This window comes from Methanomassiliicoccales archaeon (genome assembly GCA_038850735.1).
Lineage (GTDB): Archaea > Thermoplasmatota > Thermoplasmata > Methanomassiliicoccales > JACIVX01 > JACIVX01.
In genome coordinates, this window is record JAWCLO010000002.1 from 191,458 (window position 1) to 212,333 (window position 20,876).

At 44.0% G+C, this 20,876-nt stretch carries 22 protein-coding genes; 7 read left to right on the plus strand and 15 right to left on the minus strand.

Annotation, left to right across the window (positions count from 1 at the left end):
• Positions 1-2: 2 nt before the first annotated feature.
• The 4 genes from pyrE to QW087_02390 form a co-directional block, all read right to left on the minus strand.
• Entirely contained in the window at positions 3-527 is a 525-nt protein-coding gene (gene pyrE / locus QW087_02375; GenBank protein ID MEM2943571.1) for an orotate phosphoribosyltransferase, read from the minus strand.
• Between the two features lie 4 nt (positions 528-531).
• Entirely contained in the window at positions 532-1,095 is a 564-nt protein-coding gene (locus QW087_02380; GenBank protein MEM2943572.1) for a CDP-2,3-bis-(O-geranylgeranyl)-sn-glycerol synthase, read from the minus strand.
• Positions 1,096-1,105: 10 nt separating this feature from the next.
• Positions 1,106-3,061, minus strand: a complete 1,956-nt coding sequence (locus QW087_02385) for an ATP-dependent DNA helicase (GenBank protein ID MEM2943573.1) — start codon at positions 3,059-3,061, stop codon at positions 1,106-1,108.
• Between the two features lie 105 nt (positions 3,062-3,166).
• Entirely contained in the window at positions 3,167-3,574 is a 408-nt protein-coding gene (locus tag QW087_02390) for a DUF6015 family protein (protein MEM2943574.1), read from the minus strand.
• Between the two features lie 202 nt (positions 3,575-3,776).
• Here QW087_02390 and QW087_02395 point away from each other — a divergent pair, with 202 nt between their 5' ends.
• On the plus strand, positions 3,777-4,067 hold the full coding sequence (locus tag QW087_02395) for an MTH1187 family thiamine-binding protein (GenBank protein MEM2943575.1): 291 nt from the start codon (positions 3,777-3,779) through the stop codon (positions 4,065-4,067).
• 91 nt (positions 4,068-4,158) lie between these two features.
• Here the strand turns inward: QW087_02395 and wecB are convergent, their stop codons facing one another.
• From wecB to QW087_02415, 4 genes are all read right to left on the minus strand, one after another.
• Entirely contained in the window at positions 4,159-5,223 is a 1,065-nt protein-coding gene (wecB, locus tag QW087_02400; protein ID MEM2943576.1) for a UDP-N-acetylglucosamine 2-epimerase (non-hydrolyzing), read from the minus strand.
• Between the two features lie 62 nt (positions 5,224-5,285).
• Positions 5,286-6,893: a phosphoglycerate dehydrogenase gene (serA, locus tag QW087_02405; protein MEM2943577.1), complete on the minus strand. Its 1,608-nt coding sequence runs from the start codon at positions 6,891-6,893 to the stop codon at positions 5,286-5,288.
• Complete coding sequence (locus QW087_02410) at positions 6,890-7,954, minus strand: alanine--glyoxylate aminotransferase family protein (protein MEM2943578.1); 1,065 nt, start codon at positions 7,952-7,954, stop codon at positions 6,890-6,892. Before QW087_02410 ends, serA begins: the two co-directional genes overlap by 4 nt.
• Positions 7,955-7,991: 37 nt before the next feature.
• Positions 7,992-8,174 (minus strand): hypothetical protein, encoded by a 183-nt coding sequence (locus QW087_02415; GenBank protein ID MEM2943579.1) that lies wholly within the window; start codon positions 8,172-8,174, stop codon positions 7,992-7,994.
• 279 nt (positions 8,175-8,453) lie between these two features.
• Between QW087_02415 and QW087_02420 the strand changes: the two genes are divergently transcribed.
• Positions 8,454-9,752 (plus strand): nucleotide sugar dehydrogenase, encoded by a 1,299-nt coding sequence (locus QW087_02420; protein ID MEM2943580.1) that lies wholly within the window; start codon positions 8,454-8,456, stop codon positions 9,750-9,752.
• On the opposite strand, the gene ltaE is transcribed toward QW087_02420, so the two are convergent.
• Both ltaE and QW087_02430 read right to left on the minus strand, forming a co-directional pair.
• Positions 9,753-10,781, minus strand: coding sequence for a low-specificity L-threonine aldolase (ltaE, locus tag QW087_02425; protein ID MEM2943581.1), 1,029 nt, complete (start codon positions 10,779-10,781; stop codon positions 9,753-9,755). It lies immediately after the preceding gene.
• Positions 10,782-10,857: 76 nt separating this feature from the next.
• Entirely contained in the window at positions 10,858-11,838 is a 981-nt protein-coding gene (locus QW087_02430) for a Gfo/Idh/MocA family oxidoreductase (protein ID MEM2943582.1), read from the minus strand.
• A gap of 129 nt (positions 11,839-11,967) precedes the next feature.
• On the opposite strand from QW087_02430, the gene QW087_02435 reads away from it, so the two are divergent.
• The gene (locus tag QW087_02435) at positions 11,968-12,153 is read left to right on the plus strand and encodes a methytransferase partner Trm112 (protein MEM2943583.1); all 186 of its coding nucleotides are present in this window, start codon (positions 11,968-11,970) and stop codon (positions 12,151-12,153) included.
• Positions 12,154-12,165: 12 nt separating this feature from the next.
• Here the strand turns inward: QW087_02435 and QW087_02440 are convergent, their stop codons facing one another.
• Positions 12,166-13,320, minus strand: coding sequence for a pyridoxal phosphate-dependent aminotransferase (locus tag QW087_02440; protein MEM2943584.1), 1,155 nt, complete (start codon positions 13,318-13,320; stop codon positions 12,166-12,168).
• A gap of 159 nt (positions 13,321-13,479) precedes the next feature.
• On the opposite strand from QW087_02440, the gene pdxS reads away from it, so the two are divergent.
• Positions 13,480-14,388: a pyridoxal 5'-phosphate synthase lyase subunit PdxS gene (gene pdxS, locus QW087_02445; GenBank protein ID MEM2943585.1), complete on the plus strand. Its 909-nt coding sequence runs from the start codon at positions 13,480-13,482 to the stop codon at positions 14,386-14,388.
• 19 nt (positions 14,389-14,407) lie between these two features.
• Here the strand turns inward: pdxS and QW087_02450 are convergent, their stop codons facing one another.
• Complete coding sequence (locus QW087_02450; protein MEM2943586.1) at positions 14,408-15,478, minus strand: formate--phosphoribosylaminoimidazolecarboxamide ligase; 1,071 nt, start codon at positions 15,476-15,478, stop codon at positions 14,408-14,410.
• A gap of 116 nt (positions 15,479-15,594) precedes the next feature.
• Positions 15,595-16,116, minus strand: coding sequence for a hypothetical protein (locus tag QW087_02455; protein ID MEM2943587.1), 522 nt, complete (start codon positions 16,114-16,116; stop codon positions 15,595-15,597).
• A 152-nt stretch (positions 16,117-16,268) separates the two neighbouring features.
• Here QW087_02455 and QW087_02460 point away from each other — a divergent pair, with 152 nt between their 5' ends.
• From QW087_02460 to QW087_02470, 3 genes are all read left to right on the plus strand, one after another.
• A complete protein-coding gene (locus QW087_02460) occupies positions 16,269-16,883 on the plus strand; it encodes a hypothetical protein (GenBank protein MEM2943588.1) in 615 nt (204 codons plus the stop codon).
• A gap of 215 nt (positions 16,884-17,098) precedes the next feature.
• Complete coding sequence (locus QW087_02465) at positions 17,099-18,427, plus strand: hypothetical protein (GenBank protein ID MEM2943589.1); 1,329 nt, start codon at positions 17,099-17,101, stop codon at positions 18,425-18,427.
• On the plus strand, positions 18,424-19,302 hold the full coding sequence (locus tag QW087_02470) for a glycerol dehydrogenase (protein MEM2943590.1): 879 nt from the start codon (positions 18,424-18,426) through the stop codon (positions 19,300-19,302). Before QW087_02465 ends, QW087_02470 begins: the two co-directional genes overlap by 4 nt.
• 29 nt (positions 19,303-19,331) lie before the next feature.
• On the opposite strand, the gene QW087_02475 is transcribed toward QW087_02470, so the two are convergent.
• Complete coding sequence (locus QW087_02475; protein ID MEM2943591.1) at positions 19,332-19,859, minus strand: zinc ribbon domain-containing protein; 528 nt, start codon at positions 19,857-19,859, stop codon at positions 19,332-19,334.
• Positions 19,860-20,034: 175 nt separating this feature from the next.
• A complete protein-coding gene (locus tag QW087_02480) occupies positions 20,035-20,850 on the minus strand; it encodes an MEMO1 family protein (GenBank protein ID MEM2943592.1) in 816 nt (271 codons plus the stop codon).
• Positions 20,851-20,876 lie beyond the last annotated feature (26 nt).

A 20,876-nucleotide genomic window follows, 5' to 3' on the forward strand; every position in this document is an offset into this window, starting at 1 on the left:
CATCAGCCTAACAGATCCATTGATTTTAGAAGAGGGATCAGTTCAATGTTTATTGATTTCAAGAAATCTTTCGCTCCTTCTTCTCTGTCTACGATAGCGATCACGTAATCGACGATCGCACCAGCATTCCTCAGTATCGTAGCCGCTTCTGATGCAGAGACTCCAGAAGTCACAACGTCTTCAATGATTATTATCCGCTCACCCTTTTCAACAATCCCTTCAATCATCTTTCCCGTTCCGTGATCCTTTCTTTCTTTCCTTACCATTACGTATGGAATGCCAGTTTTCAAGGATACTGCAACAGCGAGCGGAATTGATCCGACTACCACACCTGCAATCTTGTCAAATCTTATCCCGTTTTTGCTGATAAGATTCACAATTTTATCAGCAATGATGGAGAGAATTGAAGGATCCGTTATCGCCCTTTTGATGTCAATGTAATAGGTGCTCTTCTTGCCTGATGCTAGTGTAAATTCCCCTAACAAAAGTGCTCCACATTTCATTAATGCGCGCTTAATTTCTTCCATTATATCACCACGGGACATTTTTCTTACCAATTTTGTAGCCTATAATATTCACTATCTTGTGGAGTATTGGCACAATTATGATCAGGGTAATGAGCGTCAAAACATGCTCATCGGCAACGAAGTTGCTGATAAACCAATCGGGATAAAAAATCAAAATGACTACGATTGATCCCACCAGAAAATCGTATTGATCAAGACCTGGTGCTTTTGCACCTCTTGGAATGCCTAATCTGCGCTTTATGAATGAGCCACCCATATCGCCAAGTAATGAACCGACGGAAAGTGATGATACCACACCTATTCCGGTTTGCACAGACTTGAAGCCCCAGAGATTATGAGGGTCGAATTGAAAGGCTATCAACAGCATAATAATCCCAAAAGAAATGCCGGCACAAACCCCCCCAATGAAGCCCAACCAGGTTTTTCCATCTCCTAAGATCCTCCTTCCTCCGATACACTTCCCGAAATCAATCGGGGGACCGCCACCGAAAAGCACAGCTGCAGGGTTTGGAATGAGGGCAGGTAGCATCAGCCAGATCCCACTGAAGGCTATTTTGAGGAGATCCATAGGCGGTTATTCAGCCGTCCATGTATGAATTTTTCGCATTCTCTTGCTCCACTTTCAATGTATTTGCCCCCTTTTTTCGCTCTTCATAGAACTGAAGAATATCCTCTACAACATCTTTAGTAGGGAAAACTTCGACCCTGTCAGAGAATTGCTTTGCTCTGCGGTCTAGAATGACAGCTGCACCTACGTCTCTTTCTGTTCTTATTAACCGACCTATTGCCTGGAGCATTCTCCTATAAGCAGGAGCCCTTACCGTGTACTCCCAACCTCGACCAAACTTCATTTCGTAGTAATGAAGTAACGATCTTTGCCTTGCAGTAGGTTTTGGATACGGTATGCCGATGATGAGAGCAAGCTCTAACTCGCGATCTGGAAAATCAAGACCCTCACTAATTCTTCCACCAGCGACAGCGAAAAGGATCGAGCCGTGAGCTGCGTCCTCCTTAAATCGGGTCACAGTTTCCATCAGTTCTGTCTGGCTCATATCGCGCGATTCGATGTGAACCTTTCTTTTTATCCTTTGAAGAATTCCATTTGAAAGAAAGCGCTGCATTAGGCTGAATGATGGGAAAAAAACTACCGTATTGCGTTTTACCGCATTACAGATGTTAACTAAATAATCCCCCATCTTATCTATAATCTCCGGATCTCTTGTAACATCATCATATTTTGTTGTAACATCATCGATGAAGAATATCTTCCTATTTTTCTTTGGAAAGGGTGAGGGGATTGATTTCAAGGTTGTATCCACAGGAAGACCTATCGAATCTCTATATTCGACAAGTGGGGAAAGGGTTCCTGACATATGAACAGAAGCCGCGCAATCAAGAAGGGGAGCAGTGGCTAATGAAGGATCTAGGCAATATCCCTCAAATGAGGGGGCCTCACCTCCCACGATGAGCTTAATGTAATACTGTTCATCAATATTCATCCAGAAATTCAAAAATGCTCCGAAGTTATATATATAAGATCTTGGCAGCCGACCAACTTCTTTTTTTCTCTCCCTGATGAGCTCGCCATAAATCATCATCTGGCGACTTGCCAATTCTAACATTCTTGAATTCAAAGTAAAGGCATGCATGAGATGCTCTTCCAAGAATCTCATGGGCACAAGTCCGTCTTCATCAAGCAGGTATTCATCGACTGCCATTTGTAATGCGTGATCCACTTCCGACACAACATCAAGCACACTCAGCCCGTCCAAGATATCGATATTGCCAAACTCATCCGCTTCTCTTTGTACGAGCTGGAGTCCCCTTTCCGTCAAGTGGATGCTTTTAACATCTCTCCCATAGTCCGGCAGATTGTGTGCCTCATCCACGATTACAACTAATTCGGAAATCGGTTGAGATATCCAATCGAGGAGAGTTTCGCGTATGTACCCAACGAAAAAATAGGCGTATGGAGCTGTCACTACTGTTGCCTTGACGATCAACTCTTTTATTAGTTCATATGGACAAATTCCTCTTCTATCGCAATAGTCTACAAATTCCTCAACGCTTGGTATTTCGGACATAGCGTAATTTTCGATCTCATCAAACGGTGTTTCTATCGTGGCTTCGTAAAACTTACAACCTCCCTCGAGTTCTTCCACAGTCCTTCTTTTCTTTTCGGAGCAAAGCTTGGAAAGTTCCTCAGGCGTGCCTGATCTGAGATCTGGATCACGCCTCACCAAAGGACACGTACTCTGTCTTCCTTGAATACCTATACCAAATACGCGATGTCGTTTGTTAATTTCTCTTAACTCCTTGAGTACCTGCTGCTGCTGTGCATTTGTCCTAGTAAGATAAAGCACCTTGTTGCTCTTTTCAAGAGATGCTTCGAGACATCCAACGAGCGCACAAATAGTCTTACCCGTTCCCGTTCCAGATTCTATGACAATATGACCTCTATTCCTTACAGCATTTCTAATGCCTTCGACCATCTCCAGCTGACCTTTTCGAGGTACGTACGGGAACAGATCCATCTGCTTGAATAAGTTTGCATTCAATCAATATTCTTTCGGTGAGCTAATTGAAATTGAAAAACATCACAGTCAATCAGTAGGGTTTGTCAAATAAAAATATTCAATTCAGTTTCTATGCCAGACATCGTCAGGAATTTCGTCGTAGACAGAGTCGGCACCGGCATCGGAATGCTTACTCGAGCCGTTCATCTCAAGTAATTCTAAAATTCTCTCCTTTCTGAAAAGCCAGTAATGAATTCGCCACTCCCTACCATCATATAGCGTTGTTTCCTCGCGCTCTGTGGTTAATATCCCTGTATCTTCCAACATGTAGAAGGCGTCACGATCCTCAGGCTCAAGGATGTTGTCAATGATCCTCTCACTGTATCCAAAGAAGTTCATTATATGACTGGCCATTGCCCTTGCCTGCTCATCTGGCATTCCATTTCTATCAATACTGTTTCTAATGGCCTTCGCCAAATCATCAACGGTAAATGTTGATGACCTACCGTTATTGCCATTATTCTTGGACATGACAGCTCACTCCGCGCATCTGAAGATCATCAGAATTTCTTATTGTTAAGAAGTTACGAGTTGAAATTTGGAGGGACGGTATTTAAAGGTTTTGGGATTCTTCTTAATTGAAAACCAACTATCTTATCTAATTTAAGGTAATATTAGCTAATTTCATCAAATACCAATAATCTTTTGTATATTGCGTTTTGTACAAATAATCATGATCGCGGAGTTTAGTATTGTGCCTATTGGCAAAGGTGAGAGCTTAAGCAGATATGTAGCTGAGTGCATTAAAATCGTAAAAGAAAGCGGCATAAGGTATCAATTAACACCAATGTGTACAATTCTTGAGGGAGATTACGATGAAGTGATGGATGTCATCAAGAAGTGTCACATCAGGATCATGGGCATGTGTAATAGGGTTCTCACGACAATCAAGATCGATGACAGAAGAGGAAAAGAAGACGCAATGACTCAAAAAGTTAGAAGCGTTGAAGAAAAGATTGCATGACCTTGCAATTATTCACAATCTAACATTAAAGAATGCAATTTTCCGCTTTGGATTTTATTTGAAGATATGTTGGCTCGTGATTGATTCATGGCTATACCTTTATGTTTATCGCACGAGCAATGCGCTCGGCGACGTGTGTGTCTCCATATCGTGTCATTTTCGATGTTCCTGGCCTCGCATTACGAATCGCCGAGATTATGTTGTCCTTGTTAGCATCTACTAGAACGTTCCACTTTTCCTTAACGGTTTCAATCCACTCAGTCTCATTCCTAATTGTGATACATGGTACACCAAAATAATGAGCTTCTTTCTGGACACCCCCAGAATCTGTTACTATTACCTTAGCATGTTTCTCGAGTGAGGCGAAGGTAATGAAATCAAGCGGTTGAAGAATTCTGAATGTTGCTGATGTCTGTAATAGATGATCAAGTCCGAATAATTTAGCATACTTCGCCGTTCTCGGATGAAGAGGGAGAACCACTGTGTCTCCGCATTCTCTCAGAGCAAGAAGTATAGCTTCAAGTCTCGTCTTTACATCTGCGTTTTCTTGACGATGTATCGTCGCAAGCACATATTCCCTATCGCATATGCCGAATTTCTCAAGATATTCTTTTGATAATTTATCTTCAACTTCCATGAGACACTGAATCATGATATCCCCGACTAGATGGACATTCCTTTCAATGCCCTCGCGAGCGAGATTTTCAATCGCAATGCTGCTCGGACACAAGAAAATGCTGGAAATGTGATCGGTAAGTACTCTGTTGATTTCCTCTGGGACCTTCATATTGTAACACCTCAATCCAGCTTCGACATGGGCGATGGGTAAGTTTAGTTTCGCCGCAGCAAGCGCACCCGCCAAAGTTGAATTCGTATCACCATAAACGATCACTAGATCTGGCTTTTCTTTCATCAATACCTGCTCTATCGAAATGAGCATGCGGCCTGTCTGCTCGCCATGACTTCCGGAGCCTATACCCAAATTATAATCCGGCTCCGGAATCTGGAGCTTTTCAAAAAATACCTTGCTCATCTCATAATCATAATGCTGGCCTGTATGGATTAAAACGTGCTCGTGCCATTTGCTGAGCTCCCTGTGAAGGGGAGCAACTTTGATAAACTGTGGGCGTGCGCCGATGATGGATGTAAGCTTCATCGAATAGAGGAAAGAGTGATGAGGTAATACAGTTTTTTATCCCTGACCTCCTATGCGCGCCGCTAAATGATCATGTACTCTTTGGGTTTCATTTTGCTTAGCGCGACGAACCGCACTTCAAGAAATTCACCAAGCTTCCTTATCTCATTGAGAGCATCGCTTGGAACTGGCTCGTCGACCATGATCAACATTATAGCTCGGCCCCCCTTGCTCTCTCGTCCCACACCCATTCTGGCAATATTTATCCCTCGGTTTCCGAGAATCGTGCCTACCTTACCAATGACACCGGGCACGTCACTATGAGTGGTCATAATTAAATCGCCCTCGAGGGGCATATCTAGATCGAAAACGTCAATACCTAGAAGTCTTGATTCCCCGTTAGGGGAAGCCGTTCCGCGGACTTCTCTCTTTACTCCATCGGAGTGGATCTTAACATTAATCATATTCGTGTGACTCGTTGATTCTTCTACCTTCGATTCAATGATTTGTATGCCCTTTTCCCTAGCTATTACCTGGGCATTAATGATGTTTGTATTTTCACCGGTGATATTAGATAGAACCCCGATGAGTACAGAAATCGTAAGCATTTTTGTGTCAGCCGCTGAAAGCTCACCTGCGTATGAGACTTCGATTCGCCTTATGGGGCCATCCACTAACTGGAATGCAAATGCACCGAGTTTCTCAGCAGTTGAAATAAACGGAATGATTTTCTGATCGATGCGACCAATTGGTGCGTTAACAGCATTTGTGATCTTATGCTCGGTGAGAAATAATTTCACGTGTTCTGCCATCTCCAGAGAGACTCTTTCTAATGCTTCCCTCGTTGACGCGCCTAGATGGGGTGTCGTAACGATATTCGAAAGCTCCAGCAACTTAGATCCAGTAGGCGGTTCTCTTTCGAATACATCGAGAGCTGCGCCCGCTATTCTTTTGTTTTTCAATGCTTCGTAAAGTGCTTCCTCATCGACAATTCCGCCTCTTGCACAATTTACGAGAAAAGCCGTAGGTTTCATCAAATTAAGCTGATCCCTGCCAATAAGGTGATATGTCGAAGAAGTGAGCGGCGCGTGAATCGTTACTATATCCGCTTCCTCTAACGCTCTTTCAAGCGGCATTAATCTCACGCCCACTTTCACGGCAGCTTCGGGAGATATAAAAGGATCGTAACCTACCAGCCTCATTTGGAATGCTTTCGCGCGCTTCGCCACTTCTGCCCCAACTCTGCCAATTCCGATAATTGCCAGTGTCTTCCCACTCAATTCAATACCGGTAAACTTGCTTCGTTCCCACTTTCCACTCTTCAGCGATGCATCAGCCCATACGATATTTCTTACAAGTGCTAGAATCATGGCCATTGTATGCTCAGCAGCCGAAATGATGTTTGCAGCTGGAGTATTCATGACGAGTATGCCTTTCTTGGTGGCATATTCCACATCGACGTTGTCCACTCCAACACCAGCACGACCGATGACCTTCAATTTCTTGCCGGCATCTATTATATCTCTCGTGATTTTTGTGCCACTTCTGATGATGACTCCATCATACTCACAGATGATTTTTAGCAGCTCTTCTTGACTGATATTCGGCCTTATATCAACCTCTACACCAGAGTCCCTGCGTAGCGTTTCAAGCCCCTCTTTTGATAGTTCATCGGTTACGAGTATTTTCATGCGGATTCCTCCAAAATCTCGTCAATTGTCCTCAATAAATCAGATATCTCCTCTTGAGTAAGATCGCCCATATGCCCAATTCTAAAAGTGTAGTCTCTTATGCGACCATAACCGGGGGATATTTCATAACCTCTGTCACGGAGAGTCTTGTGAAACATCCCAAAATCCATATCACCTTTACAGACTACAGTTATTGTATTGGATCTATAGCCTTCTTCCGCAAAAAGAGAAAATCTTTTGGATGCCCACTCTCGCACGAGTTCAGCCATCTTACCATGCCTTTCATACCTATTTGCCGTTCCTTCTTTTAGGATCCTATCTAACTGGAAGTCAAGCGCATACATAAGGGAAATTGGCGGTGTGGTTACGGGCAAATTCTTATCAGCAAACTTCTTCATCTCGAGCAAATCAAAGTAATATCCCCTCCCTTCTACACTTCTTGCTTTTTCAAATAATCTTTCACTGGCGCAGATCACCGCTAGTCCAGGGGGGAGAGCTAGTGCCTTTTGCGTACCAAAGACGACAGCATCGACATCAATCGATGCAAGTTTCAAATCAATTCCAAATGCCGCAGTTACCGCATCCAAAAAAATGAGTGGGTCATGTTTTTTCCTAATCGCTTCAATGATATCTTTAATAGGATTAAGAACGCCTGTTGAACTTTCATTAACAACAATGGTTACCGCCTCAACATCTTCGTCAAGCATGTCCTCCACATGGTTTCCTTTAATCGCCTGACCCCAAGGCACATCGATCTTCTGGACGATTTTGCCATTCAATGCACCAATCGACTGCCATCGCTCACCGAATGCACCATTAGAGAGACCTGCCATTTTCCTACTAACGCCACATCTCACACACGCCTCAAGAAGTCCAGTAGATGAGCATGGAGCCAAAAGCACGTTCATTTCAGTTGAAAGTGCCTTTTTGATTTTTTCTACTATGGATGCTTGAAGTTGCTCGTACTCCTTGCCTCTGTGTACTATCATTGGCTTTGTCATCGCTTCGAGGACTTCCTTCCGAACCTCGACAGGACCTACTGTAAACAATTTCCTATACACGGATACCCCCCAGAAAATCCCACAAGATATTTGGATATCATGCGGATCTTATGGAGGGCATCCGCGATGCTCCTCCACTTCCGCATCCCGATCCAGAACCTACGGACCAATCACACAAATTCTTTCGAAAATTCGAACCAGTCATGCTTGGAGCCACTTCTCTATTCCTTCTGATCTGAGAGTCTATCTCAATTGAGCCAAGCATGACATTGAATGACATTCTATCGCCTGTATCAAATATAGCATGATATAAAACTTACTATTTCACCCAACAACATGAGCGACTATTGGATATGGCAGTAGTATTCATATTCTTAGAAAAAAAGAATGCTCCCGCATGCAATGATATGGCTAGGTAAACCTGGGGATATCACAGAGTTTCAAGAGAATTGAGAACGCAGTGGGAATGGAGTAATTCCTTTGTGCATCATCAATTATTGATCTAATGCCAAGGTTTCTTGCGAGAATATTATAATCTTGCTACAAATTCGGCATCTAGATGAAAGTCAACAAAGTGTGCGTTGTCGGTCTCGGCTATGTAGGACTTCCACTTGCATGCTTACTTGCAAAAAAAGGGTTTGAGACCTTCGGTCTTGAAAAAGACGAACGTAAGGTGAACCTCATCAACCAAGGAGAATTACCCTTTAAAGGTAGAGAACCTGGACTAAGGGAATTGCTTTTGGAAGTGGTCACAAACGGACGATTGGTCGCAGGCAACAATCCGGAAGTCTTGACGCATGCAGATGCGGTATTTATCTGTGTAGACACTCCAATCAACGATAATCGGATGCCTGATACTTCATCTCTTGAAAGCGCTATCGCTGATGTAGCAAGACGTCTCAGAAGAGATGTCCTGGTGTGCGTCGAATCGACGCTTCCTCCAAAAACCATGAACAAGAAGATAATCCCTATTCTCGAAGCACTGAGTGATTTTCGCCTCGGAAAGGATTTTTATGTTGTGTATTCGCCGGAAAGAATTATGCCAGGGAATGCAATTGAGAGTCTCTTGAAAAATCCCCGGATAATTGGAAGTAACGACACCGATTCTTCATCCATTGCAGTAGAATTGTATTCATCAATTGTTGAGGCGCCAATATATACTACAGATTTTCTTACGGCGGAAATAGTTAAAACTGTTGAAAATGCGTATCGTGATGTTCAGATCGCTTTTGCAAATGAAATCGCTCTCGCATGTGAGGAGCTCGGTGCTGACGTATATGAGGTCAGAAGACTTGTGAACACGTCGCCGCACAGGAGCATGCACCTCCCTGGATCTGGTGTTGGAGGTCATTGCTTGACAAAAGATCCGTGGTTATTAATCAGTTCCCTGGAAGAAAATTCCCCAAGATTGATCCCGACTGCGAGATCCATTAATAATTCGATGCCTAAGCATTTAGCAGCATTGGCGATTGAGGCATTGTCGGAAGCTGGAGTTGAATTTGACAAGGCAAAAATAACGATTTTCGGACTTGCTTTTCGAGGCGATATTGGCGATGCTAGGAATTCGCCGGCTTTTGACGTTATCGATGCTCTCGCAAATGCAGGGGAATTAATAGTTCACGACCCTTATGCTGATCCTATAGACAGAATTACGTTTACTAGGAACGTCGACGATGCGTTGATTGGATCGGACTGCGCCATATTTGTCGCGGACCATACAGAGTATGCCAGATTCGATTTGGAAAGGATGTCAGCGCTTATGAAAACTCGAATCATTGTCGATGGTCGGAATCTTTTCGATGCGAGGGAATGCAGGCGGAAGGGATTCATCTATAAAGGCATAGGAAAGGGGAAGTGATCAACACAGGGTTTCAACTATCGTGATCGCTTCATCGATGTCCTCTCTAGTTATACCGAAATGAGTAACAAATCGAACAATGGAGCCGCCGAAATCTGTGATTAGCAACCCTTTGGCTCTCGCTTTTGCAACAAATTCCTTTGAACTCATTCCCGTAGGAGAAACATCAAGCAGGACAATGTTCGTTTGGACCCTTTTTAGATCAATATGGAATCTACCAATTGATTCTAGACCTTTCGCTAGCCTCCGCGCATTGTCGTGGTCTTCCTTGAGTCTGTCGACCATTTTGGTTAATGCAATTATCCCAGGCGCCGCAATGATACCTGCCTGCCGCATGCCTCCGCCAAGCATCTTTCTTACTTTTCGTGCCTTGGCAATAAATTCGCTATTGCCAAGAAGCAAAGAACCTATTGGCGCAGACAGACCCTTCGAAAGGCAAAAACTGATGCTATCAACATGTCGTGCATATTCCTTTACATCCACACTGAGCGCAACAGCTGCATTAAAGATTCGCGCACCATCGATGTGCACTTTCAATGCATGCTCATGTGCAACCTTTGCAACCGATTCGACTTCGGATGGATGCCATACGGTACCTCCTGCTCTGTTATGGGAATTTTCTATTTCGACGAGTTTTGTTGGTGGAAAATGTAAATTATCTCCCCTGAGTGCCTGAAGAACATCCTCTGCCGTAAAAACACCGTATCGCCCCGTGATCAAGCGCGGTATAACACCGGCGATTGCAGAAATTCCTCCGACTTCGTAATAATATATATGCGATTCAGATTCGGCTATCATCTCGTCTCCGCGCTGGCAGTGAGACATTACGGCAATGAGGTTGCTTTGTGTCCCACTAGGCGTGAGAAGAGCAGATTCCATACCGAATCTGTCCGCTGCGAGCTCCTCTAATTTGTTCACAGTAGGATCCTCGCCTGCCACATCATCGCCCAACTCCGCTTCAAGGATACTCATTAGCATTTCTTTAGTTGGCAGTGTTACTGTATCGCTTCGGAGATCGATCACTTTCATAGCAAAGAACTCCAAGTAAAATTTTAGATAATAAACCTGCTGACCACATATGTAGACTGGTCGACAGATCGATACATTACAGATTAATTTCGACTTTTCGATTCTCAATGATAGATCGAATTGCAGCCTCGCAAACCTTCAAATCCATAACAGCATCCATCGCCGAGACCGTAGCTTGACCTGATAATTCAACCGCACCGATGAAATCCTCAATTTCCCTTCTTAACGGTTCTTCTTTTTTCAACGCAATCCGACGGATATCGAACTCAAGTGGCACCTGGAACATATTGCCTGGATCTATTTCACCAATCTGAGCAGAAGATACTTCAAGCGTTTGATCGATATAATCAAGCTGAACGTATCCACCGCTACATGTCATTGAGACCTTTCTCACCTTCATTGGTGTGAGCCAGTTGGTTTCAACATGGCCCGTCACACCTGATTCAAGCTCAAGAAGCAATGAAGCATGATCCTCAAACTTGTCGTTTGCAAATTTCCCGCCCATTCCGAATACGCTGCGAATTTCTGATGATGTGATATATCTGATCACGTCGATATCATGTATGCCCAGGTCCATAACAACTCCAACATCTTTTATCCTCTTTGGGAACGATGAAACTCTTCTCGACGATATTGATATCAACTTGCCGAATTTTCCCTCTTTAAGCGCTTCCTTGGCTGCTTTTACGACAGGATTGAACCTTTCTACAAATCCGCCAGCAAGTACTACACCTTCCTTTTCAGCCTCTCTACCCAATTGGGCGGCTTTTTTTGAATCACCAGTGAATGGCTTTTCCAGCAACACAGATGTGCCGTTTCTTATTGCAATAGATGCCAATGAAAAATGATCTGCCGTTGGCGCGCATATACTGACCGCATCAACATCTCGTAAGAGAGATTCAACATCGGAATACGCCCTCGTCCGAAAACGCTGGGCGACTGTTTGTGCGTGTTGGAGATCAACATCATATATGCCGACAAGCGTTGAAAGCTCGGAATAAATTCTGGCGTGATTTTGGCCCATATATCCAACGCCGACTACACCTGTCCGTATCATGCAAAGCTCATGGCTACATCAGATATTAATTATCGCGGACATGCGATTCCGCAACTCATTACATATATCTAAGTTCAAAAAAAGCATATATTACGCGTTAGAGTTTACTGCATAGAACCAGGTGATCAGATGAGGAGAAGAGTTCTTGATGTTCTTGCATGTCCGATCTGCAAACACTCTCCATTGGAACTCACAGTACATAAGGAGGATGAAAAGGAGATTCTCGAAGGATATCTTCGATGTCCCAGATGCCAGATTAATTACCCAATTGAAGACGGGATTCCAAACATGATTCCGCCTCAGAATCAGGTGTGAATTAGAGCGGAATCACAGCTTTTCGAGCGCTTCCTTAACTCTCTTCATTCCTTCAATTATCGCATTTCTACTTGTCGCATACGAGATTCTGATATGCCCTTCACCAGAAGGTCCAAATGCCGAGCCAGGTGTCACAGCCACATGAGCTTCTTCGAGAAGAAATGCAGCGAGATCTTCCGAAGACATTTGATGTTCGTAAGACGGAAATACGTAGAAAGCTCCTCTTGGCTTCACGAAAGCTAGCGAGGGGATCTCGCTCATCAATTTACATATCAAATCCCTTCTTGCCCTGAATTCCTCGACCATTTTCCTCACGGAGTCTTGCGGACCTTTAAGAGCCTCAAGAGCAGCCTTCTGAACAAATGAAGTCACACATGTCAGCGAGTGCGTCTGGATTTTGTTTATTTCCTTGACAATCGGATCGGGGGCAATTAGCCAACCAATGCGCCATCCTGTCATTGCGTAAGTTTTTGAGAATCCGTTTATCGTTATGGTTCGCTCGAACATACCATCAAGTGAAGCAATTGAATGGTGTCTCCCTTCAAAAATGATTTTTTCGTATATCTCATCCGCCATCACAATAAGATCGTGATCTAACGCCAAATCAGCAATCCCTTTCAGATCCTCAAGAGACTGCACGACTCCACAAGGGTTTGAAGGAGAGTTTACAAGAATCATTCTTGTCTTTTTTGTAATAAGCTCTGCCAACGCATCTGGCGACATGCGAAATCCTTCTTCTGGGATTAACCTCAAGAACCTGGGAATTCCACCTGCAAGTCGCACGCAGGCTTCAAAGGTCCCCCATGATGGATCTGGCAAAATGACCTCATCGCCATCATCGAGTACCGCCATCATGCTCATGAAAATTGCCTGTTTTGATGGCGTAATGAGAATGTGTTTGTCTTCGCACGGAATTCCATTTTCGTTTCTGCTCTTTTCTGCAACGGCTTTTCTCAATTCTGGGATGCCCGCTGATGGTGTATAATGAGTGAAGTGTTCTTTGAGAGCCTTGATACATGCTTCTGTGATATTGTCCGGCGTGGAAAAATCAGGTTCTCCCATTGAAAATGATATTATGTCAACACCTTCTTGCTTGAGTTTGCTCACAATATTAGATATTTTCACAGTACCAGATTCACTTACTCTTCGTACTCGTTGTGAAATCATTAGAAGTGGCAATAGAATTGGCCTTTTATTTTTTTCCCTCCGATTTGAAATCATGGACGTGCCTGACTACGATTTATAACCCACGGACTGCGTTATCCGTCAATGAAAGATAGGAAACGATAAATAAGAGCGCGCAACTAAAGTGAATTGGTGAGTAGAATGCCAATTGAATTGGATCTGGCCAGACTCAGATGCGGTACAGAGCTGTTGAAAAGAGGGTTTGCTAAGATGCAAAAAGGTGGCGTCGTGATGGACGTGACAAATGCCGAGCAGGCGTGTATTGCGGAGGATGCTGGTGCAGTTGCTGTTATGGCTCTTGAAAGGGTTCCCGCTGACATCAGGGCTGAAGGGGGAGTCGCGCGGATGGCCGATCCTCAAAAGATTTTAGAGATCATGGACGCAGTCACGATTCCGGTTATGGCAAAGTGTAGAATTGGACATTTTGTGGAGGCGCAGATCCTCGAAGCACTTGGAGTGGATATGATCGACGAATCTGAGGTACTCACGCCTGCCGATCCATTTTATCATGTAGACAAAAAAAAGTTCAGCGTTCCATTTGTATGTGGTGCGAGAGACCTCGGTGAGGCTTTGCGGCGAGTTGATGAGGGTGCCGCGATGATACGCACAAAAGGAGAGGCTGGGACTGGAAATGTGATTGAAGCGGTCAGGCACCAGCGCATGATCATGGGAAAGATTAGGGAGCTGAAAGGAAAAGAAGACGAAGAACTCATGACAGTTGCAAGAGAAATACAAGCACCTTTCTACCTTGTAAAGGAAGTGGCGGAGCTGCAACGATTGCCGGTAGTGAATTTTGCTGCTGGTGGTATAGCAACGCCTGCGGATGCTGCACTCATGATGCAGTTGGGATCCGACGGCGTTTTTGTCGGTTCTGGGATTTTCAAGTCGGAGAACCCAGAAGAGAGGGCAAGGGCGATTGTAGAGGCGGTTGCACACTTCGATGATCCTTCTACGTTAGCTGAGATTTCCAAAGGACTAGGTGAGGCGATGAAGGGCATCGAGATATCTATGATAAGGCCGGAACAAAGACTACAAGAAAGGGGATGGTAGGCTCCAGATTAGCATTTTTTCAGGTGACTATTGCGTGCAGTAGATTTTTCTGCTTGGCAATCTTGATCTCCCGAGCAATACGTCTCCCCGTACTCATTTCAGGTTCGATAAGATCAGAGTAGGGTGAGCCGGAGATGAACGGGTTTGTTCCCGCAACAATCCTCGATGAAACCTCGAAAACCTTGAATTCAAGCCGATCCGTGACGATGGTTTCCAAGCAAAACGGCCCTATCATGCCGCCGAACAACTCTACTGAGCGTCTGATGACACGTTCGCCCATATCAAAAACTTTTGGCAGAAGACTTTCTCTTATCACAACGGGCACATTTCCTGTGACGACAAAAGTCGGTATGAGACCGAGCTTTTTCAATTCTTCCTGAGCGCCTAGTTTGTACATCTCATCGATATTGCTCTCATCGCGCCTATCCATCGACAACAACTCAAGACTACCATCGGCTACGCGATAACCATCCTTTTTTATCGGCGAATAGAAATAATGAATATAATAACGAGTTCCCAAAACATACTCCTGGATCGTATAAGGCTGGCTTTCGTCTATTCCAGACTTGAAATCTGGGTAATCTTTTGCAATGAAAAATCCCCTTCCACCCTTTGCGCCATGGTACTTGACAAGAACAGGCCTGTCGATTTCCTTTGCATCGTTGATCTTTCTTGGCATCTCGATGCCTGCTGATATCAGCCATTCCCTCTGCTTTTCCCTATCAGATTCCCAACTCAGTACGGCTCTATTACCAAATGTTGGGACTGGAAGTTTCTCGAACTTCTCAGTTCCCATATATTCTACAAATGAGCCATGTGGAACAAGGATAACATTTCTATTGATGAGCTCATTAACCTTTTCCAAAATTTCATCGTAACTTCCAAACCTTAGAAACTCGTCGGGTTTGGCAAGAGGAAAGGCATCATAGAATCTCGTGTTTTGATTTACAGCGAGTCCAAGAGTTCTAAAACCTTCACGCTTCGCGCCGTAAAAGATCTGCAATGAAGAATGAGAGCATAGAGTTGCTATCGTAATCTTTTCTGTATCGTAATCATCGACAATCTCGTGAATCTTGTTTATCGACGCCATTACTGTTTAATTCCACTTCGATGCTTAAATCTTTCCATGCTTGCATTTGAAGCGTCTTTTATCAGAAATTCATTAGAAATGTAAGATCGATGTCGATGGCGTTTTTCCTCAATAATTCAAAATTGACCAAAGAGATTGATGCCGAACCCGTAAAATAACGCGTACAAAACGAGAGCCCTGGTGATGCCTCCGGCAAAATTCGCGACTACAAAGTATCTCAGCTGAAGAACTTCACCTTGCCTATTAAAAACCGAAAACACGTAAACGGGAACCGTATCTACCATCCCGGGTATACTCAATAGCAAATAAAGGCCAATGTAGCCCAATTTCTCGACCAAAATCTCCGATTTATCTACAAACCACCTAAACCAACCCCACTTGCTCGACCAGTTTCTTATGCGCCACTCGATATTAGTTCCTATCAAGAAAACGAGGACACTCCCAACAGCCTTTCCAGCTCCCAAGACCAACGCCTTTATTATGAAATCAGTGTTCGGATTGATTATCAGCCCGATCTCAACAGGAATGGGCAATGCTATCGTCGCTAGGACGGCATACAGGAAAAAAACAAGACAATAAGTGAGCGGATCAGCTGAGTGCTGATTAAGGAAATTCATCAACTCTGCCCAGAAATCCATCGGAGGCTGATTCTATTCTCACGCTAAAAACCTTCTTGATTTCAAAATATACCCCCGTTGAAATAGAAAATTAGAGGCGATTGAGCCATCATTTAGGCATATTTAGCAACATTTTTAACCACGCATGCCAATTACACAACACAGGGACGACGATGGCACGAAAGGATACTACAATGGAGGAGGACTGGTTTGCACAGCTGGATGCTGAGCTCGATAGGAAAACTGAAGCAATCACAAAAGACATCATGGAGCTCAATAATCAGAAAAGGATAATCAACAGGACTCTCATTGAGGACTTTTGGAAGATTTGGATGAGGTTTGGCAAGATCAATGTTCATTTTACAATGGAGCCGTCTTACAGCGCTTTTGCTCAGTTTGATGAGTTTCCTGAGCAGTGGCGGTTTAGAGAAGATTTCAATTTCGCAGGCGTCAATACAATTCAACTTGTTGACAGAACACAAGACCAAGGTAGGATGGGGGATTCATTAAAGATCTGGTATTACAACCAGGATTCTACACCATTCATCAGGATGGTTTTCGAGTACTGCGAGGGCGAGCACTATTACAAATATTCTGGATGGAAGAGGATTTTTGGACAATTTGTGATTTATGATTCGCCACTTGCAAAGTTTGATTTTGATAAGTTCCATGAGAAACTCGCTGATGTTGTGAAGGTATGGTACGAATCACATTTGCGGAGAAATAGAGACATCCTCATCAAGCACTTGAAGGACAATTACGAGCGTGGAGAGACTTTCACAGAGTAACCATACTGTCGCCTTCGTTATTCATGTGGAATCATGTTCTTGCCCAGAAATTCCAATAATCATTGTGTCCTTTTATTTTATTATTACTGAATCTTTATTGGATTACCAATAACACCTTACTACAAAATCTACTTTCGGAACACCATACAATAGTACAATTAAGGACAATTCAAATAAAGTAATGATTTGATAAAATAGAGAATTGGAGGCTCACAATGCCGATGGAAGATCTCAAACCACATATTAAGGAAATATCACAATTAATAGGCGGAAAGGTAAGTGAAGATGAAATTTCAAAAGAGCTTGATACATATCTCAAAGTTTATAGGGTGCCCCTTGAAACAGCAAAGAAAAGCATAGTTAGAAAGTACGGCGGCAATCCTAGCCTTGTTTCTAGGGGACAGAAAAAGGAAATAAGCGAACTCACAACTAATGAGCAAAGTGTTGACCTTCTTGTTAAGGTCGTGTCCGTTAATAAGAGAGAAGTGGAAGTTGATGGCACGATAAAACCTGTCTTATATGGAGTGTTCGCGGACGAAAGCGGCGCGGTCCCTTTTACCGCCTGGGAAGCTGATCGATTTGATTTCAAGAAGGGCGATGTGATTTTTATTCGCAACGCTTATACCAGAGAGTGGAATGGACAGCCACAGGTCAATCTAGGGAATAGGGCGGTAGTTGAGAAGAAAGACTCCGCGACGGTTGAAATCTCGGAAGTGGAGGTGCCGTCGTTCGCGGAGAGCGTTCAAGCAAAGGTCTCACAGCTAAAGGACGGAATGAACAACGTAGCTATAACCGGCAGAATATTAGAGCTTGAGATGAAGGTTGTTTCGACGCCGGATGGGGCAAAACCAGTTACTTCAGGCATAATTGCCGATGAAACTGGGAAGGTTCAGTTCTCCGCGTGGCATGATTTTGGTTTAAGAGAAGATATGGTTATCACAATCAAGGGTGCATATGTAAAAGGCTGGAGGGGAATCCCACAAATCAATTTCGGACAAAGAGCTGATGTGACAGAATACAAAGGGAGTTTTCCTGCAGCAGACGTGCTAGCGAGACCCGCCAAAAGGACGATTGAAGATCTTGAAAAGATTGGGGGCGGTATCGACGTACTAGTGAGCGGGGTTGTCGTGGATATAAGGGAAGGATCGGGTTTGATTTTGCGGTGTCCAAAATGCAAGAGAGTGGTACAAAAGAATCTCTGCAGACTCCACGGTTCGGTAAATCCAGAGCCAGATTTGAGAATAAAGGCGGTTGTTGATGATGGGGAGGGGGTGCTCACTGTGATTATGAACAGGACGATTACAGAATCAATTACGGGGATATCGCTCAATAATGCAATGAGAAGAGCAAAGGAGATGATGAATCCGCTTGTCATAAAAGAAGATATTGAGAATTTATTAATAGCGCATCCTGTCGAGGTCTCGGGCAATGTGACAAGAGACGAATTTGGTCTCTTGATGATAGCGTCAGATGCAAGACTCGCAGAGTTCGATATACGAAGTGAAGCAACCGAAATGCTCACAAAATTGGAGGGGATGTATTGATATCACGTGAAATTGCTTGGCGCGTTTTCTCTGGAGAATACAACACGTCGAATTGTGAACTGAAAGGAGAGGGAGAACGATCTCCGTCATACGTCATCACACCACTCGGTGCCATGATCAACAGGCTATTCGTTGTCGGTGTTCTTACTGACATAGAAAATCTCGGCACTGAAGGAGAACCTTTTTGGAGAGCTAGAGTAACCGACCCAACTGGAACATTTTTCATTTCGGCAGGACAATATCAACCGGATGCGAGCCTTGCACTGGCAAAAATTAAACCGCCCAGTTTCGTAGCCGTGGTGGGGAAGAGTAGAACATATTCCCCAGAAGAAGGCACAGTCTACGTTTCCGTACGACCGGAGAAAATAGTGGAGGTTGACGAGAAAATACGTGATTACTGGATACTGGAAACTTGTAAATCGACTCTTCGTCGACTCACAGCTGCGGAGGAAGCTAGACGTATGGAGACTCCCACTGTAGAAGCACTCATCAAGCTAGGCTATTCCAAGGCTTTAGCGCAAGGCGTCTTGAAAAGCATCGAGCATTACGATTCGGTAGAATTTGAGAGGTATAGGGATATGATTGCAGATGCATTAAGATACTTGCTACCAGAGTACGAGCCAGAAGTTCAGGAGACGCCATCCGAAATGGAAATAGGGGTTGAAGAACCTGACGAGAATATAGATAAAGAAGAAAGGGTGCTTGCTATCATTGATCGCTTGGATAAGAAGGGCAAGGGAGCTCCGTGGGACGAGATCATTGAAGAAGCTGGAAAAGAGGGAATCAGGAAGGATGAACTAGAAGAAATCACAAATTCACTTCTTGATAAGGGATTAATCTACGAACCCATCCTTGGCAAAATGAAAAGAATCTGAAAAAAAGAAAAAAGTGGGATACGGTGGCTTTAGCTGAACTCGTTTCTCGAGATCGCCACAAGTATAAGGCCAATTAATCCCAAAATCGATCCCAAAAGCCAAGGACCGATCGTCAGAAGGGCAAGCACGCCGCCGACAACTGCAAATCCCCATTTCTTCCTCCTAATTGCAAATATCCCACCTATCACCGCGATGAGACCTATGATGAACCAGATAACTCCGCATGCAGTGAGGATGCCCTCCAACCCAGCTACAATGTCGGGACCATACATGTCTTCGATCATTTCCATGATCTCGCCAGAAAGAACTGCTAAAGACAATCCTACTATGACCCCCATTAAGCCTGAGATGATGATCAAAACTCCTCCAACAACCGGCTTTGCTGTAATTGGCTTGACACCAGAAGGCGGCTTCTCTTTAGCCGTCGGCACTGTCTTTGCTGCCTCAGGCTTTATCCTGTAGCCACAGTAGGGACAAACGTTGGCATCCATCGGAACTCCATGCCGACAACTGGGACAGGTTGCATCAATGATCTCATTATATGGACGTTCCTCCATATAGGTACCTCCGTCACCCTTGTATGGGCAAGAAGATATTCTCTTTTCTCTATTTATAATGGCATGCTGAGATGGAACAAAATTGCGAAATCTCTGCGGAATTATACCTCAATACACCTCAAAAAATGTCATATGGTTGTCAGAGCTGACATATGATTCAATTCAGCAACTTCTTTCACTTTGTTACAGTAACCGCAGCATATCCAACCACTTCCATCATCGGGTGCACATCGCCTGATGTTCCATATTTCAACAACTCCGCATTACTGCCCCCGACTGCTTCGATCATCACCATAACCGGTCCATACCCACACATCGATACGTCTCTCTTGATTACTTCTTCATAGACCCCCTTTGCATTAAGAGCAAGTATCTGATTGATCACAGCCATATCCTTTGTCTTGGCGATATGCACCGGAACATAATGAGAAAAGTCTGTCGAAGCAATTATGACGACATCTTTTTCCTTTGTCGCTTCGCGCAAATATCTGGCTATCTCGACGGCTGTCTCATAGTCTTGCAGAGCCATGCAGATAGGAAGTATCTTTATATCATCGGCAAAAAACTGCATGAACGGTAGTTGAACTTCTATAGAATGCTCATATTGATGGGCGACTGGATCAACCACGATGTTTCGTTCAAGTCTTCTCAGAAGGTCACGATCTAATCGACAAACTCCTAGTGGAGTTTCGAAATCCTCGCTCGAGAGCGCTATTGGGCTCCCTACCGCGTGGTGATTCGGGCCGATTATGATAAACGTTTCTGGAAATCCATCCCTTGCAATTGAAGCATATGCATGCGCAGCAATCGGTCCTGAGAACATATAACCTGCATGAGGGACAACAGCTCCGACAATCCTTCTTTGTCCGGGTCTCGCAACTTGTGGAATCTCGCCTGGACCAAGTGGAGATAAATAGCACTTTCTAATTTCTTCTCTTAGCTCTCTTTCCTTACCGGGATAAAATCTACCGGCGACCGCGGGATATCTCACATTAAAAAAATATGTGAGATGTTATT